Source organism: Actinomadura chokoriensis (assembly GCF_039529475.1).
Taxonomy (GTDB): domain Bacteria; phylum Actinomycetota; class Actinomycetes; order Streptosporangiales; family Streptosporangiaceae; genus Spirillospora; species Spirillospora bangladeshensis.
Window position 1 is genome coordinate 216,353 of the sequence record NZ_BAAAMW010000009.1, and the last position, 15,910, is coordinate 232,262.

12 protein-coding genes are annotated in these 15,910 nt (G+C 72.1%); 6 read left to right on the top strand and 6 right to left on the bottom strand.

What is annotated here, in order from left to right:
• Positions 1 to 11: 11 nt before the first annotated feature.
• Positions 12 to 314 carry a discoidin domain-containing protein gene (locus tag ABFX46_RS21365; protein ID WP_346044520.1) on the top strand — a complete coding sequence of 101 codons (303 nt, stop codon included), beginning with the start codon at positions 12 to 14 and terminating at the stop codon, positions 312 to 314.
• Between the two features lie 46 nt (positions 315 to 360).
• Here the strand turns inward: ABFX46_RS21365 and ABFX46_RS21370 are convergent, their stop codons facing one another.
• Both ABFX46_RS21370 and ABFX46_RS21375 read right to left on the bottom strand, forming a co-directional pair.
• Positions 361 to 3,942, bottom strand: a complete 3,582-nt coding sequence (locus ABFX46_RS21370) for a WD40 repeat domain-containing serine/threonine protein kinase (RefSeq protein WP_346044522.1) — start codon at positions 3,940 to 3,942, stop codon at positions 361 to 363.
• Positions 3,943 to 3,952: 10 nt separating this feature from the next.
• Positions 3,953 to 4,093 (bottom strand): hypothetical protein, encoded by a 141-nt coding sequence (locus ABFX46_RS21375; RefSeq protein ID WP_346044523.1) that lies wholly within the window; start codon positions 4,091 to 4,093, stop codon positions 3,953 to 3,955.
• Positions 4,094 to 4,603: 510 nt separating this feature from the next.
• On the opposite strand from ABFX46_RS21375, the gene ABFX46_RS21380 reads away from it, so the two are divergent.
• Positions 4,604 to 6,343 (top strand): carbohydrate ABC transporter permease, encoded by a 1,740-nt coding sequence (locus tag ABFX46_RS21380; RefSeq protein WP_346044524.1) that lies wholly within the window; start codon positions 4,604 to 4,606, stop codon positions 6,341 to 6,343.
• A gap of 550 nt (positions 6,344 to 6,893) precedes the next feature.
• Complete coding sequence (locus ABFX46_RS21385) at positions 6,894 to 7,529, top strand: exonuclease (RefSeq protein WP_346044526.1); 636 nt, start codon at positions 6,894 to 6,896, stop codon at positions 7,527 to 7,529.
• A gap of 467 nt (positions 7,530 to 7,996) precedes the next feature.
• Here ABFX46_RS21385 and ABFX46_RS21390 read toward each other — a convergent pair whose 3' ends face one another.
• On the bottom strand, positions 7,997 to 8,275 hold the full coding sequence (locus tag ABFX46_RS21390) for a helix-turn-helix transcriptional regulator (protein ID WP_346044650.1): 279 nt from the start codon (positions 8,273 to 8,275) through the stop codon (positions 7,997 to 7,999).
• Between the two features lie 861 nt (positions 8,276 to 9,136).
• The gene (locus ABFX46_RS21395; protein ID WP_346044528.1) at positions 9,137 to 9,718 is read right to left on the bottom strand and encodes a TIGR04222 domain-containing membrane protein; all 582 of its coding nucleotides are present in this window, start codon (positions 9,716 to 9,718) and stop codon (positions 9,137 to 9,139) included.
• A 1,200-nt stretch (positions 9,719 to 10,918) separates the two neighbouring features.
• Between ABFX46_RS21395 and mgtE the strand changes: the two genes are divergently transcribed.
• From mgtE to ABFX46_RS21410, 3 genes are all read left to right on the top strand, one after another.
• A complete protein-coding gene (gene mgtE, locus ABFX46_RS21400; RefSeq protein WP_346044529.1) occupies positions 10,919 to 12,274 on the top strand; it encodes a magnesium transporter in 1,356 nt (451 codons plus the stop codon).
• Positions 12,275 to 12,414: 140 nt separating this feature from the next.
• Positions 12,415 to 12,984 (top strand): YihY/virulence factor BrkB family protein, encoded by a 570-nt coding sequence (locus ABFX46_RS21405; RefSeq protein WP_346044530.1) that lies wholly within the window; start codon positions 12,415 to 12,417, stop codon positions 12,982 to 12,984.
• Positions 12,985 to 13,282: 298 nt separating this feature from the next.
• A complete protein-coding gene (locus ABFX46_RS21410) occupies positions 13,283 to 13,843 on the top strand; it encodes a hypothetical protein (RefSeq protein ID WP_346044531.1) in 561 nt (186 codons plus the stop codon).
• Between the two features lie 9 nt (positions 13,844 to 13,852).
• Here the strand turns inward: ABFX46_RS21410 and ABFX46_RS21415 are convergent, their stop codons facing one another.
• Entirely contained in the window at positions 13,853 to 15,439 is a 1,587-nt protein-coding gene (locus tag ABFX46_RS21415; RefSeq protein WP_346044532.1) for a (2,3-dihydroxybenzoyl)adenylate synthase, read from the bottom strand.
• Entirely contained in the window at positions 15,436 to 15,837 is a 402-nt protein-coding gene (panD, locus tag ABFX46_RS21420; RefSeq protein WP_346044533.1) for an aspartate 1-decarboxylase, read from the bottom strand. Before panD ends, ABFX46_RS21415 begins: the two co-directional genes overlap by 4 nt.
• Positions 15,838 to 15,910 lie beyond the last annotated feature (73 nt).

Sequence of the window (15,910 nt, forward strand, 5' to 3'; positions counted from 1 at the left end):
GGTCAAGAACCGTGACCAAATTACCCGGGGCCCGCACTCCGACCACCACCACGCCTCGCGGCGACAGCGCGGCGCTCGACATCGAGCCCTGCACCGGATCGCCGCAGCAGCAATGGAGCCCGCCGTCGGGCGGCGGCGGTGACACCTGCTCGGCCGCCGACCTCGCCCAAGGACGGACCGCCACGGCATCGTCACAGGAATCGAATGCCTTCCCGGCGTCCAGTGCGGTCGACGGGGACAGCGGCACCCGCTGGTCGTCGGCGTTCAGCGACCCGCAGTGGCTGCAGGTCGACCTCGGCGGCACCGCGGGGTGACGCTCAACTGGGAGACCGCCTACGCAAAGGCCCGCACGCGTCTCGTTCAGTCGGCGGCGCCGGGCGCGAAGTCGAAGTCCCACGCCAACTCCCACACCCACATGGCCGGACGCAGGTCGACGGTGGCCAGCATCGTGCCGTCGCGGCTGAGCGACGCCTGGTAGAGCGACCCCTGATGGCCTTCCAGCGTGCGCAGGCAGCGGCCGGATCGGACGTCCCACACGCGGACCGCGCGGTCCGCGCCGGCGACCGCGAACGCCCCGTCGGCGCTGAGGGCGAACGCGGTCGGGGTCTCCGGCATCGGCAGGGTCCGGACGACCTCCCCGGTGGCGGTCTCCCAGACGCGCAGCGCGTCCCGATCCGGGGTCGCCGCCAGCCGTCCGTCCGCGCCGAAGACGACGTGGACGTCCGACAGGCCGCCCGCTGCCCGGCCGAGGACGGAGTACCGCAGTTCCCCGGTGCCCGCGTCCCACGCGCCGACGTGCAGGCTCTGGGAGACGAAGAGGGTCCGGCCGTCGGCGCTGAAGTCGAGTCGTTCGCCGGACGTCCGCGACGGCAGCGTCCACGCGGGGCGGTCCTCCCCCAGCCGCCACAGGTGGATCTCGTTCTCGTTGGACGGTCCGCCGAAGCGGTTCGCATCCGGGTGCCCGCTTCCGAGGGTGGCCGCGTACCGGCCGTCGGCGCTGAGCGCCGCCGCGTGGACCTTGCCGCCGTGCGCCGGCCACGCCCGCAGGATGTCGCCCGCGGGCAGGTCCCGCAGGCGCAGGGTGCCGGTCGCGTCGCCGATGAGGATCCGGTCGCCCGCCGGGTTCAGCGCGAACGCGCTGATGGCGCCGAACTCGTCGGTGAACAGGTACTTGCTCCCCGTTTCGAGGCTCAGGCGCCGGATCGTGCCCGCGGACGTCAGCACCACGACCAGCATGCCGCCCGCCGCGAACCGGGTGTCCCCGGCGCTGCCGCCCTCGCCGTGGTCGAAGGTGTGCAGCCGCTCGCCCGCGGCGAGGTCCCAGATGTCCACTTCGCCGGTCCACCGGCCGGTCGCCGCGACGGCGCCGTCCTCCCGCACGGCCACGGTCGGCGGCTGGGTGAACACCTCGTCCGCGTCGTAGGAGTAGAGCGGCGACGCGCTCAGCAGGGTGGACCTGCGGCCGTGCCCGCCCAGCCGCGCCCACGCCGCCCGCAGCGCCGGATGGCGGTCGAACCCGGGCATCCGCTGCGCGGACCGCAGCACCTCCGCCGCGGCCGGGAACCACTCCCGGGCCGCCAGCTCGTCGGCGCGGCCCATCAGCTCCTGGAACGCCTCCTCCGCCCGGGTCAGCTCGGGTGCGGGCCGCGGGCGCGCGTAGCACCAGGGCGCCCGGTACCCGCCGTCCGGCAGCGGCCGGACCGCGACGCGTCCGCCGGGCAGGCCGAGCACCGCGACGCGGCCGTCGGCGCTGACGGCGAGGGCGTTCGCCCAGGCGGCATCGCGCGGCAGGTCCCGGTCGAGCGTACGCAGGCAGCGGCCGGTCGAGGCGTCCCACGCCTGCACCTCGCCGCCGCCGTCCGCCACGGTCACCACGGTCGGCGCCGCCGCCGCGGGCGCCACGGACTCCACGTGCCGCCACGAGTGCGGCGCCTCGCTGACCACGGCGCCCCGCCACGCGTCCCACACCGCGAGCGGCCCCGGCGACCAGGCGACCACGGCGTACCGCGCGTCGGGCGACACGGCCCCGACGTCCATCGGGCTGGTGTGCACGGGCCTGCCGTGCAGCGTTCCCCGGACGGGCCCGATCAGCGCGCGGACCCACACGCCGCCCGCCACGTCCCAGGCGCGGACGGTGCCGTCGTGGTGGAAGCCGAGCGAGGCGGACAGGGCCGTCCGGCCGTCCTCGCCGAGCGCCAGCGAGGTGACCGGCCCGGTGTGGCCGTCGAGGGTGGCGACGAGCGGCCCGCCGGCCTCCCACACCTGGATCATGCCGCGCGCATGTCCCACCGCGACGCGGCGGCCGTCGCCGCTCACGGCCACGGCGACGGCCCCGGGCCGCCGCGGCGGACCCGGCAGCCGGCGGCCCCGCTCCAGATCCCACAGTTCGACGCCGCCGCCCCGGATCGCGGCCCCGAACCCGCCGGCCCGGTCCATCGCCAGGGCGGTGACCTCCTCCCCGCGCCTGGTCAGGACGCGCAGCGGCCGGTTCCGCCCCGGCTTCCACAGCAGCAGCCTGCCCGCGCGGTCACCGGACAGGACGAGCCCGCCGTCCGCGCTGACCGCGACCGCCTCGACGTCGTCGCGGACGCGGCCGCCGCCTCCGCGGGCGTGGCCGTCGAAATCCGCGTGGATCCGCGGCGGGCGGCGCTCCCACTCGGCCAGCGCAGCGGCGGCGTCCGCCGATTCGGGGTCGGCGGCGACCGCCTCGCGCAGCAGGTCCCCGGCGCGCTCGTCCTCGTGCCGCTCCAACTGGACGGCGCCGAGGAGGAAGGCACCGTATCCGGCCGGGCCGCCACTCGCGGCGATCGCGGCCTCGATGTGCGCGACGAGTTCCTCGCCGGTCTCCTGCGCCGTCCGCCACCGGTGCAGGCCGGAGTTGTAGACCGACGGCAGGTGGTAGGGGTCGGTGCCGAGCGCCCGCCGCCACAGCGCCTCGGCCTCCTCGGTCCGGCCGAGGTCCAGGAGCGACAGCGCGTGGTTCGACAGGCCGTCCGACAGCAGCCGCGCCGCCTTGGGCACGGGCCGCTCGTAGGGGACGCCGAGGATCTCGCGGTACAGCCCGGCGAGCGTGGCGGCGAGTCCGCCGAAACCGTCCGGCCGGGCCGCCGGGTCCAGGGCGAAGCACTGCCGCAGCAGGGCCGCCACCGCCGGCGGAACCGGCACCCGCGCGCCGCCGTCGCCCAGGATCGCCTCCAGCGCCTCCCCGGCGGCCTGGCCGCGGCGCGTCGGCGGCCGTCCGGCGAACATCTCCAGCACGGTCACCGCCCACGACCACACGTCGGTCGCCGCCGTGATCCGGACGCCCCGGTCCCCCGCGGCCGCCGCGGCCTGCTCCGGGGAGCAGTAGGCACGCGTCATCCCGCCGAAGCTGACCGACACCGGAAGGCCGGGCGGCGGCGCCGCGCCGCTCTCGCCGCTCTCGCTCGCGGCTCGCGCCTTGGCCAGCCCGAAATCGGTCACCTTGGCGGTGCCGTCCGGTTCGAGCATCACGTTCGCGGACTTGACGTCCTGGTGGACGAGCCCGGCCTCGTGCGCGTGCGCGAGGCCCCACGCCGTCTGCACGGCGATGTCGAGGATGCGGGCCAGCGCCGCCTCGTCCCCGCCCTCGTAGAGCTGCCCGCCGTCAACCGCCTGGGCCAGGCTGCCCCCGTCGACCCACTCGGCGAACACCCGGGGCAGGTCATCGATCGTGCGGACATAGGCGCATCCGACCGTGTGCGGGTGCAGCCCGAGGTTCACCCAGGTGCCGGCCTCGTCCTCGAACCGGCGCCGGTCCTCCGGATTCCGGACGTACTTCGGACGCGGCGTCTTCACGGCCATGTCGACCTGCCAGCCGCAGTGCCGCACCCGGTGCACCACGCCCATCCCACCGCTGTGCACCACGTCGAGCACCTCGTAGAGGCCGAGCACGACGTCACCGGGCGTCCACTCCTGAGCCACCACCACGACCTCAGCCGCCCAGCGCAACGGACAGGGGGCCACCATTCATCCCGATTCCGAAAGTGCGCGCGCACCCGAAACCCGCATCGGTCTGCCGAAACCGCATGTTGATCTCGGCATCGCTGTTGTGAAGGTAGTAGCGCAGCGACACTCGGCCCCCTCACCCGCCGTCACGAACCCTGCGGCTCAAGGTTACTCACGCCCCGTTTCACCGACGTCCAGTCATTCGCGACAGGACGGAAGATTTGCACGTGATCAGCCTTCGGAGACGTTAATTCCGGCCCGCCGCGGACGAGGCGTCAAAGGCTCCCGCGTTTGCGGCCGGTTCGTCATCGTGCGTGTCCGTGTCACACCACGAATCGGTGATCACACGGAAAACCCCACGTCAGCCCGCTGATTCGCACGTTCTCCCCGCGAGCGTGAACCGGCTGCCCGGACCCCGGACCCGAATGCCCGCCACCTGAACGTTCACGTGGCGTGCGGCTGCCGGTCGGGAGCATTTCGCCGTACACTCGGCTCTCACTGATCTTCGACCGATCCGCACCGCGAACCCCTTCCGGGAGTCGAGATGGTCCCTCCGCCCTCCGGCCCCATGACTCCTGCGCCTTTACCCGGCCCGCCGCGGAAGGCGGGCGGTACGGCACAGGTCGTCCTCGGGCTGGTGCTCCTGCTCCCGGCCGCGTTCTTCACGCTCACGTCCTTGGTCGTCCCCACCGTCCAGACGATCCTGCGCAGCTTTCAGCGGGGCGGGCTGCCGAAGGTGAACGGCGGGGACCAGCTGCCCGGCGGCAGATTCGTCGGCGTCGACAACTATGCCGACCTGTTCGGCGAGGCCGAGTTCTGGAAGGCGCTGGCGTTCACCGTCTCGCTGGCCGTCATTCCCCTGGTGGTGGCGGTCGTCGTCGCCCCGCTCCTCGCGGCCGCCCTCGACCGTGCCGGGACGTGGCCGCGTCGCGTCGGCCGGGTGCTGATGTCGGTGCCGCTGGTGGTGTTCTCTCCCGTCGCCTTCTCCGCCGCGTGGCTGGTGGGCATGCCGGACGGGGGGCTGGAGACGGCGTTCGGGGAGTTGTCCGAGCCCGGCTCGGCGCGGGTCGCCGTGGTGGCCATCAGCGGCCTGACGACGTTCGGCGCGGTGTGCGGGCTCGCTCTGCTCGGCTATCTGGCGGTGCTGCGCGACCGCGGGCCCGCGCGGCGGGTGCGGCCGGCGCTCGCGGTCGGGACGATCGCCGCCCTGGCCACGTTCGCGGTGAGCCTGCAGACGTTCTCCTCCGTCTACATCATCACCCGCGGTGGACCGGGCAGGTCCACGCAGACGCTGTCGCTCTTTCAGTTCAGCCTGTCGTTCACCTCTCTCGCCTTCGGCCACGGCGCGGTCGTGGCCACGGTGACGGGGCTGATCCTCGGCGTCCTGGGCATCGCGGCCACGCTCGTCGCGATCACCACCGCGCTGCGCATCGACGTCGTTCCGGCGGATCCCGCCGGGCGGTCGGCCGGCCCGGGCCGCACCCTGGTCGCCGCAGCGGCGCTGCTCGCCGTCCTGGCGGTCGTGCTGATCGGTGCGTGGCCCTGGCTGTCGGCGCTGTTCTCCTCGCAGGGCCCGCGCGGGGCCGCGTCCCCCGCCGACGCGAGGACGTATGTCAACACGTGGGTGCCGCCGCTGCTGGGCGCGCTCGTCTCGGTCGGCACCGCGTTCCTCGGCGCACTGGGCATCGGCGGGTTGCGCCCGCTGGGCCGCAGGAGCGAATGGCTGCTGCTGCCGTTCGCGCCGTGGCTGTTCGTCGGCATCGGGCCGCTGAGCATCGCGGGTTTCGAGAACGTCGCCGACCTCGACCTGATCAACTCGTTCGGCGCTCTGATCCCGCCCATGCTGATCAGCGTCCCCGCGCTGGTCCTGCTGACGCTGTTCTGCCGCGGCCGGGCGGCCGTGTGGCAGGCGCAGGTGTCGGCCGGCGCCCCTGCCGCCGCTGGTTTCCTGCGCGTCGTCGCGGTGCCGGCGCTTCCGCCGGCCGTCCTCCTCGGCGGCGCGACGGTCCTGATCAACGCCCAGGAACTGCTCTGGCCACTACTGGTCGGCACGAGCCGCGACAACATGACGGCACCCGTCGCACTTGTCGGCCAACTGGGCCAGTACTCCGGCCCCGGCGCTTCGCTCGGGTTCGTGACCCCGCTCGCCGTGATCGTCCTCGCGCTACTCGTGTTGGCCGCGCTGCAGGTCGCCTACCTGGACCGCCTCGCGATCACCGTCGACCGGCCGGCCGGGGCCCCGGCCCCTGGCCCTACCGCGGGCGCGCCCCATCCCGGAGCACCCTCCGCACCGTGGACCGGCCCCGTGCCACCGCCCGCTCCGGCACCACCGCCTGCCCCGGGGCCCCGAGCCCAAGCGGATCGCCCGCCGGACTGACGACCGGACATGCGGCGGAACGCTAGACGAACCGTTCGCGACCGGGCCGCCTCTGGGTGGCAACGACCGAGTTGATCGAGAGCATTCGCGGAGTTCGACGTCGGGGAGCTGGTCTGGAGGCCCCCGCCACGCGAGGATCCCACTCGTCCACCGGGACCGTCGGTGGAGCGTACCTTGTCGTCGACTAGGACACGGGCAATCCGTCCACCTGGCCGCCCCTCGATCCCGACCTGATCATGGCCAGTACCGGCGGATCGAGCGCAGCGAAGAGGAGGCCCGCGATCGCGACGGACCCGTCGATCCGGAGCAGGCCGAACCCGGACCCGAGGTCGACGTGATCTTCAGCGAGTGGCGCTCCACGGCACGCCGCGCGGCTGAGAAAACCCGGGGCGAGTCTCTTCCGGATGCGTGACACTTGATCGAGTGGAAGACAGGTCCAGTCCGGGCAGCCGCCGAGAGGTCGTGTCCGAGGAGACGAGGATGCGGGATCTACCGGCTGAGGACGCCGAGGCCGGCGCGAACGCCCGGCGGATCGTCGCGGGAGGCGGCCGTGCCCAAGCGTGAACTCTATGTCTCGGTTGATGTGGAGGCCGATGGGCCGATACCGGGGCCCTATTCCATGCTGAGCTTCGGCATGGCGGCATGCGGCACGTTCGACGGTCGGGCGTTCGTGCCGGACGACCCGGCCGAGTCCACGTTCTATGCGGAGCTGAGGCCGATCAGCGACGCCTACGTCCCCGAGGCGCTCGCCGTCAGCGGCCTGGACCGTGACCGCCTCGCCGCCGAGGGCCGTGATCCGGGCGAGGCGATGAACGCGGCCGCCGCCTGGATTGCCGAGGTGAGCACGGCGGCGGGCGCCTCGCCGGTCCTGGTGGCCTACCCGCTCGGCTTCGACTGGATGTTCCTGTACTGGTACTGGACGCGGTTCACCGATGACGGGTCCCCGTTCGGCCACTCGCGGCACCTAGATCTCAAGAGCCTGTACGCTGCCAAGGCCGGCGCGATGGTCACACGCTCGACCAAACGGCAGATGCCCGCCGAACTGCTGTCCGACCGGCCGCACACCCACAACGCACTGGACGACGCGATCGAGCAGGCGGACCTCTTCCACAACCTCGTCCGCTGGACCGGCGCCGGCGGCCGTGCGGACGCCTCACCGGCTCAGGGCCCCCTGCCGCAAGAGTGAGTACGGACTCAACTGCGCACCAATGCGCACTCACCAAAGCAGCGAAGGTTCTCGCGGTCACGCCCTCTCGTTCAGTCCACCTGATGCGTCGCTGACCTTCCCCGGTCTTGACGATGCAGACCGGCCCGGTACTCGTCCTTGCTGACCGAGCGACTTTCCCTGGCGCGGTCGGCCGCTCCCGAGCCCATCACCACGCGCCAGGCCCGTTTGGGGACGTGGCCCGGCGGTCCACGTCCCTGCTTCCGTGCGAGATCCGCCGCCGGGCACTTGCGGATTCCTTGAGTCGTGGTGCCGCCACACGCCGAATACTGTGCAGTTCCTCCTCGTCCCGGCGAATGACCACCGCGTTCCCCACCCAATCCGCCGACTCGGATGAGCGCAGCGCGCACGTTCGGAGTTGGTGTCGGGGACGGGCCTAATCCGGTACTCCACGTCGGAAGCTCGGTTTGATCGACTGGTCGTGGCGGTTACGGCGGGTTGTAGACGCTTGGGAGGTCGCCGGTGATGCGGCGGAACGCTTCGGCGAAGGCGCCGGGTTTGCGGTAGCCCACCGCGCGTGTCGTCGCTCTGATGGGGACGCCTTCTGCGAGGAGGATGAGTGCGGCGCGGATGCGGGCGTGTGTGCGCCATTGCGCGAACGTCATTCCCGTCTCGGCCTGGAAGAGCCGTGTCAGCGTGCGGACGCTGGTGGCGGCGTGGTCGGCCCACGCGGCGAGGTCGCGGTCGTCGGCGGGATGGGCGAGCAGGGCTGACGTCCCGCAGGCGCGGGTCGGTCGGCATCGTGAGCTGGAAAGTCGTGCTGGGGACGGGTTCCAGGAGTTCGGCCAGGAGCGTCTCGGCCTGCATGCGCGCCCGTCGCGGGTACGGGTCGAGGTGCACGATCAGTTCCCGGACCAGGGGCGTGACGAGTACTCCGGTCGGCTCGGTCCAGGTGACGGAGCAGTGCTGCGCGCTCAGGACGACGCCGTAGCCGCGCCCGCCGCCCACCACCGCCAAGGCGTGCGGGACGCCCGCCGGCATCCATAGCGCGTGGGGGCGGCACCAACCAGTCGCGGTCGGCGGTGCGGTGGGTGACGGTGGCGGTCTCGCTTCAGCTCAGCAGGTGGGACGGGTGTTCGTACGGGTCGAAGGCGACACCGGAGTCGAAGTCGGTGCGTGCGGTCACCGGCCCGGTCCCCGGCATGGTGTCCTTCCAATGTTGGCCAGATCACGGCATGGACTGGCCCCCACCCGCCGACTGGCCACCCTACCGAACAAGCGAGCCGGCACCTTGCGCAACCTCATGACCTGCCCGGACGTCTCGCTGGCCACCCGATGTTTGAGGTGGCCGGCGTGTCCGCGCCATAGCACTTGGCTCGTCACGGCGTCCGGGTGCTGGGCTCTTCGACGGCGTCCCGCGTCGCCACCCGTTACGGCTGGACGCCGATGTGGTCCAGGAGGTCGCGCATGGTCGCGTTGATGAAGGTGCGGGGCGTTACGCACCACGAGATCCACCTGTCCGATCCTCGCGAGACCGCCCTGGAGAAATGCGCATGATCCTCCGCCAGGACCGGCGGGCGGCGGTTCGGGACCCGCCGCCGGACTGCCCCACCCCCCGCGGGTCCGGGTCAGAAGCCCCCGAAGTCGGAGTACGCGCTGTACAGGCCGGACCGGTAGGGCACTTCGGGAAGCGGTTCGTTGACCCGAGGCTTCGGGATACTGATCTTGACTGATACCGGTGGCTCCCACTTGTGGGTTTTGAAGATCGTCCGGAGTTCGCGGTCGGCGATGCCCGCGGCGCCGGTGGCCGCGACGCGGGACAGGGCGTCCAGCGACAGTGCCCGGTCCAGCGCACCGCGCAGCCGCCGGGCCCGCCGGACTCGGCCCCACTGCCACAGCGCACGGACGCGGGAGCCCGGCAGCAGCCGCTGCGCCCGAAGCCGCCGGCCGACCTCCTCGACCGCTGGGGAGGCCGCGATCATCAGCACGGTCAGGCCGAGCACCCTGCCGACCTTCGGCACGACCTCCAGCGCGGCGGTCTCGACGGAGTCGCGGGGTTCTCGGCGTTCCGCGTACACCCGGTGCCGATCCGGCGAGACCCTGATCTGACCGTCTCCGGCCAACCTGACCAGCACGGTCATCGCGACACGCTCGGGGCCGCCGCACAGGTAGGCGATCTCGTAAGGGCCGAGTTCGGTGTGATCGCGCATCGATTCCACTTCCAACTGCGGTCGTGACAGTTCGGACGCCTTCCGGTCAGACGCACTGTGCTCCGCGGACGTTCCGGCGTCAACCTCGGCGCCGAGCCAGGGCCACGGCGGTCTCGGCGATCAGCTGGGTGACGGCGCTGAGGGACACATCCCACAGCTCGGTCTCGGTGATCTCACCGGAGAGCCGCTCGGCGCGGCGGGCCTCGGCCGCGGCGAACGCGGATGTCGCGATGGCCAGCGCGGACGCGTCCTGCGAAGCTTCTGTGCGAGACCCGCCACTGGAGACTTTGCGAATTCCTTGGATCGCGGTGTCGTCACACGTCGAATGCTGCGTGGTTCCGCCTCGTCCCGTCCCCTGCCCGAGTCGTCAACTCGGATGCCCGCAGCGTGCACGTTCGGGAGCTGAACGGGCCAATCCGGGGCGTTCACGCTTTCATGGACGGCGACATTTCCGGAGGCCGCCCCCGCACGTCCGCCGAGCGCATTTCCGACCTGTACCGAAGAGGGCGACAGGTCCGCCGTCAAGGGGGGCGGACGACGGCGCCGCTCCCCCGGCGGAAAGGACCGAAGCGTGGGTATCGACCGGCCCAGCCGGACCGACCGCCGGGTTGAGGACGCCGACAAGCCGCCGCCCCCGGAGCGTCCGCCGGGGCCGCCGCCCGACCGGCCGGGGCAGCCCGGCCGGCCGTCCCGGCTGGAGAGTGGGTGACGTTGGTGATCTCGTTCTTCACACCGGGCCCGGTGATACGGACGAGGCGTCCCCGGCTGTCGTAACCGTAAGTGGTGGTGACACCGCCCGGCTGCGCACCGATGGTCTCCGTCGCACTGGTGACCCAACTGACCGCCTTGCGCGTCTGCTCGGAACGGCTGGTCGGTGTGCTGGGAGGCGGCGGCGCTTTGGCCTGCTGGGGCCGCTTGCGTTGCGGCGCCGCCGTGGCCGCCATTGCCGGATCCGCCTCCCGGCCGAGCGCGGTGCGGTGCTCGGCCGGTCCTGGTTCGCGTCGGGGCGGTCGTGCGCCCTCGGGCGGGCCGCCGGACAAGTGGGACTGTGGCCCCTCTATGCTGCTGGAACACGGTGGCCGGTGGGCCGGAGCAGGACGTCGGCTCCACACGGTCCGATCATGTCCTTCCGGGGGCTGCCCGGCTCTCCCGGCGCGTTCCGGTGCCCCGCGGACCTTCGTCGTTGTTGAGGATTTTGCCATGTCGCAGTCGGGCCCGCGTCACGATCCCGCCGCCTCGCTGCGGGACGTCGTGGCGGCGCGGCGGCTGGACGAGGCGCAGGAGTGGCTGGAGAGCCGGCCGCCGCATGTGGTCGCCGATGAGCTCGCACGGATGGGGGACGTCGGGGCCGGGGTGGCGTTCCGGCTGCTGGACAAGGACCGGGCGCTGGCGGTGTTCGAGGAGCTGGAGCCGGTCGACCAGCAGCAGATCCTCGCGGGGCTGCGCGACCGCTCGTTCCTGGAGCTGGTCGAGGGCATGGACCCGGACGACCGCGTCCGGATGCTGCGGGAGGCGCCGGCCAAGGTCGCGAAGCGGGTGCTGGCGGGGCTGAGCCCGCACGAGCGGTGGGTGACGTCCGCGCTGCTCGGGTACCCGGAGGGCTCGGTCGGCCGCTACATGACCCCCGAGGTGGTGGCGCTGCCGCAGGAGCTGACCGTCGAGCGGGCGTTGCGGACCGTCCGGGAGAAGGGCCCGGACGCCGAGACGGTCTACACGCTGCCGGTGGTGGACGCCGGGCGCCGGCTGACCGGTGTCGTGGAGCTGCGCGAGCTGGTGCTCAACCCGCCGGACAGGATGGTCGCGGACCTCGTGGTCACCGAGCCGGCCACCGCGTACGCCACCGACCCGGCCGAGGACGCCGCCCGGCTGATGGTCGAGACCAACGACATGAACCTGCCGGTCGTCGACAGCGAGGGCCGGCTGGTCGGGCTGCTGACGATCGACGACGCGGCCGAGGTGATCGAGGCCGCCGACACCGAGGACTTCGCGCGGCAGGCCGCCACGGCGCCCTGGGCGGGCCACTACATGGCCGCCTCGGTCTGGCAGCTGGCCCGCTACCGGGCGCTCTGGCTGAGCCTGCTGCTGATCGCGGCGACGCTCACGGTCGGCGTGACCCGTGCGTTCGAGGCCACGCTGGAGCAGGTGGCGGCGCTGGCCCTGTTCATCCCCATGCTCATCGGGGCGGGCGGCAACGCGGGGGCGCAAGCGGCGACCGCGTGCGTGCGGGCGCTGGCGGTCGGGGAGGTCCGCAGCTCGGACCTGCTGAGGGTGATCTGGCGCGAGTTCCGGGTCGGCCTCGTCCTGGGCGCGCTGCTGGCGATGCTCGGGCTCGTGGTGGGGACGCTGTTCGTCGGCGCGGACATAGCGGTGGTCGTCGGCATCACGCTGGTGCTCATCTGCGGGTGGGCGGCCACCATCGGCGGCACCATGCCGCTGCTGGCCAAACGGCTGCGGATCGACCCGGCGGTCGTCTCCGCCCCGATGGTCACCACGTTCGTGGACGCCACCGGCCTGATCATCTACTTCCTGACCGCGAAGGCCGTCCTCGGCATCTGACACGGCGGTGGCCGGTGGGCGAGTAGTGCGGTTCGGCGGGTGGCGGGTGCATGAAAGCGGTCGTGGGAGGGCAGGACTCGGCGCGATCAGACCGGTGGCCCAGCCGCCGGCCCGTCCCCCCGAGGATGGCGCCCGGGTCGGTGCGGCAGGTGCTGGTGGACGCCCTCACCGAACTCCAGCGCGGGCAGACCGGCGCCGGCCTGGTCGCCGTCGTCGGCCTGGCGGCGGCGATCTGGTCGGCGTCGAAGGACGTGGGCGCGTTCATGCGGGCGTCCAATGCCGTCTACGACGTGCCCGAGGGACGTCCCATCTGGAAGACGCTGCCGATCCGCATCGCGGTCACCCTCGTCACGCTGGTGCTGCTGGCGGCGTCGGCGATCGCCGTGGTCGTTACCGGGCCTCTCGCGCAGAGGGCCGGCGACCTCATCGGTATCGGGTCGGCCGCCGTCACCGCCTACGACCTCGCCAAATGGCCGCTGATGCTGGTGGTGGTCAGTTTCCTGTTCGCCTTGCTCTACTGGGCGTCGCCGAACGCGAAACAGGGGTTCCACTGGGTCACTCCGGGCGGGGTCCTGGCGCTGGTGCTGTGGCTGGCGGCCTCCGCGGGCTTCGCTTCATCGCCGCCGGCGTGCCGGCGTCGCAGGAGCCCTATGTCGAGCCCCGCGACACCCGCAAGTTCGACGAGGACGAGCTGCGCGGCAATGACCTGAACGACGTCAAGGGAATCTGACCGCTGTCACCTGGCGGCTGCCTCTGTGCTTGTATATGCCGGTGTGACGGCCCCCGTGTATGTGCCCGTAGGGACATCCGCAGAGCGGACTGCGCATGACGGCGATGAGCGGGTCGTGCGCGTCCTGGCCGGTACCGGGCAGCGTCTCGCGGGCGCCGCGGCCGAGGCGAAGAGTGCCTTCACCTTCATTCACGTCCCGACGCTCAACACCGTTCTCTGGCTGTGAGCGCGGCGGTTCTGGTACTGGTAGGGATGTGCGGACGTTAAAGGGGAGATCAGTGCATTCGAACGGTCAGCCGGTCGTGTTCGCCGCACCGCGCAAAGCGTGGCGCTTGATCGCCGCCGGGCTTTTCATGGTTTCCGTGGTGCTGCTCGCCGTGGTCCTCGCGGCCTCCCCCGACCTTGACTCGGGCTTCGGCCGCGCGCTGTTCATCGTGCTGATTCCGCTCTGGATCGTGTCGCTTCTCGGAGGTCTGCTCGCCTGCCTCAGCTGGTTCGTCCAGTTCCGGCAGGGTGGCTCCGGCACCCTGGCGTGGATGGACGTGGATGGAGTCCATGTGAGGGGTGGTCAGTCGGTCGCCTGGCCGGAGGTGGAATCGGTCTTCACCCGGCGGACGGAAAGCGGGGAACTGTTGCTCTGCGTCAGGCCGACTGACGCGGCGGCCTTCATCGCACGGGCGCCGCGCGAGCGGCAGGACGGAATGCGGTCGAACCTCGAAACGTATGAGGCGCCGCTCTTCATCAACGTGAGCGCGTTCTGGCGGGGAACGGCCGATGAGCTGGCGGCGGAGATAACGCGTCTCACCGCCGGCCGCCTCTCTCTCGCGGCCGGCGGCTGACGCGGCCGGTCACGGGGCCGGGGGCGCCACTCGGGCGGCGAGGGCCTTCTTGCTGATCTTCCCCACCGGGGTGCGGGGGAAGGTGTCGCTCTCCTCCAGGCGGTCGGGGAACTTGTAGGCGGCCAGGCCGCGGGTGCGGAGGAACTCCCTGACCTCGGAGAGGGAGGGGGCCTTCTCGCCGTCCCTGATGACGAGGAAGGCGCACGTGCGCTCGCCCATCATCGGGTCCGGGACGCCCACCACGGCGGCGTCGTGGACGGCGGGGTGGGCCAGCAGGTGGTTCTCCAGTTCCTCGGCGGAGATCTTGTCCCCGCCCCGGTTGATCTGGTCCTTTTCGCGGCCCTCGACGATCAGGTGGCCGGACGGCAACTGCCGGACGAGGTCGCCGGTCCGGTAGAAGCCGTCCGGAGTGAAGGAGCGGGCGTTGTGCTCGGGGGCGCGGTAGTAGCCGCGCAGGGTGTAGGGGCCTCGGGTCAGGAGTTCGCCGACCTCTCCGGGGACCACCGGCTTTCCGTCCTCGTCAACGATCCGGACCTCGTCGGCCGGTGAGAGCGGGCGGCCCTGGGTCTGCTCGATGAGGTCGGCGGTGTCGTCCAGGCGGGTGTAGTTGAGGAGGCCCTCGGCCATGCCGAAGACCTGCTGGACCCGGCAGCCGAGGGTGCCCGGCACCTCGGCGGCGCGCTCGGCGGCGAACTTGGCGCCGCCGACCTGGAGGAGTTCGAGGGACGAGATGTCCTCGTCCTGCCAGGTCACCGCGTCCAGCCAGAGGAGGGCGATCGGGGGTACGACCGCGCAGACCGTGGCGCGCTCGCGTTCGATCAGGGGGAACGCCTCGTCCGGGGAGGCGGAGGGCGACAGGACGACCGTGCCGCCGGTGGCGAAGACGCCGAGGATGCCGGGGCAGGCGAGCGCGAAGTTGTGGGCGGCGGGCAGGACGACCAGGTAGACGGTGGACGAGGCGAAGCCACAGACCTCGGCGCTGGCCTCCAGGTTGTAGACGTAGTCGCGGTGCGTCCGCGGGATCAGTTTCGGCAGGCCCGTCGTGCCGCCGGACAGGAGGAAGACCCCGACATCGGACGGCGCGGGTCCCTCGAACGCCACCGGGTCGGCGGCGATCGCGGAAAGGGCCGTGAACTCCTCGGGCTCACCGTCCACGATCACGTGGTCGACAGGGAGCCCCCGGGCCATCGCGCGGTAGTCGAAATCGCCGTCGCGGTCGGCGCAGATGTAGGCGCGGGCCTCCGACAGCTCGCAGAGGTAGCGGATCTCGCTTTCGCGGTGTGCCGGAAGGGCCAGGACGGGCGCGGCGCCGATGCGCACCAGGGCGAGGAAGGCCACGACGAACGACGCGGTGTTGGGCAGCTGGACGACCACGCGGTCGCCGCGCCGGATGCCCAGGGAGAGGAAGCCCGCGGCCATGCGGGAGGCGCGGGCGTCCAGTTCGGCGTAGGTGAGGCGGTCGTCGCCCGCGACGAGGGCGGTCTTGGACGGGGCGCCGCGCAGGACGTCGCCCAGGAGGCGGTCGGTCCAGTAGCCCTCCGCCTCGTAGCGGGCGGCGAGGTCGTCCGGCCAGGGGGTGACGCCGTCCGTGCTCATCGGCCGGCCATCTGGGCGGGGGCGCCGGGGACGGGCTCAGACGGGTCGGAGCCGAGCGCGACGATGCGGTTGGCGGCGTCCACGTGGACGACGTGGGGCTCGTGCCGCGAGGCGTCCTCCACGGACGCGTAGGTGATGATGATGACCATGTCGCCGGGCTGCACCAGCCTGGCGGCGGCGCCGTTGACGCCGATGACGCCGCTGCCGGGCTCACCGGTGATGGCGTAGGTGACGAGGCGGGAGCCGTTGGTGATGTCGACGACGTGGACCTGCTCGCCCTCGACGATGTCGGCGGCGGCCATGAGGTCCGCGTCGATGGTCAGGGAGCCCACGTAGTGCAGGTCCGCCTGGGTGACGGTCGCGCGGTGGATCTTTCCGTTCATCAGCATCCGCTGCACCGGTTCGTCCTCTTCTCCACGATCAACTAAGGCTAGGCTTACCTTAGCTATTCCACCGGCTGAGGAGAACCCC

Excerpts from the sequence above, each read along its gene's own strand:
- mgtE (WP_346044529.1), top strand. The coding sequence starts at position 10,919 with ATGTCGCAGTCGGGCCCGCGTCACGATCCCGCCGCCTCGCTGCGGGAC.
- ABFX46_RS21415 (WP_346044532.1), bottom strand. The coding sequence starts at position 15,439 with ATGAGCACGGACGGCGTCACCCCCTGGCCGGACGACCTCGCCGCCCGC.
- ABFX46_RS21395 (WP_346044528.1), bottom strand. The coding sequence starts at position 9,718 with ATGCGCGATCACACCGAACTCGGCCCTTACGAGATCGCCTACCTGTGC.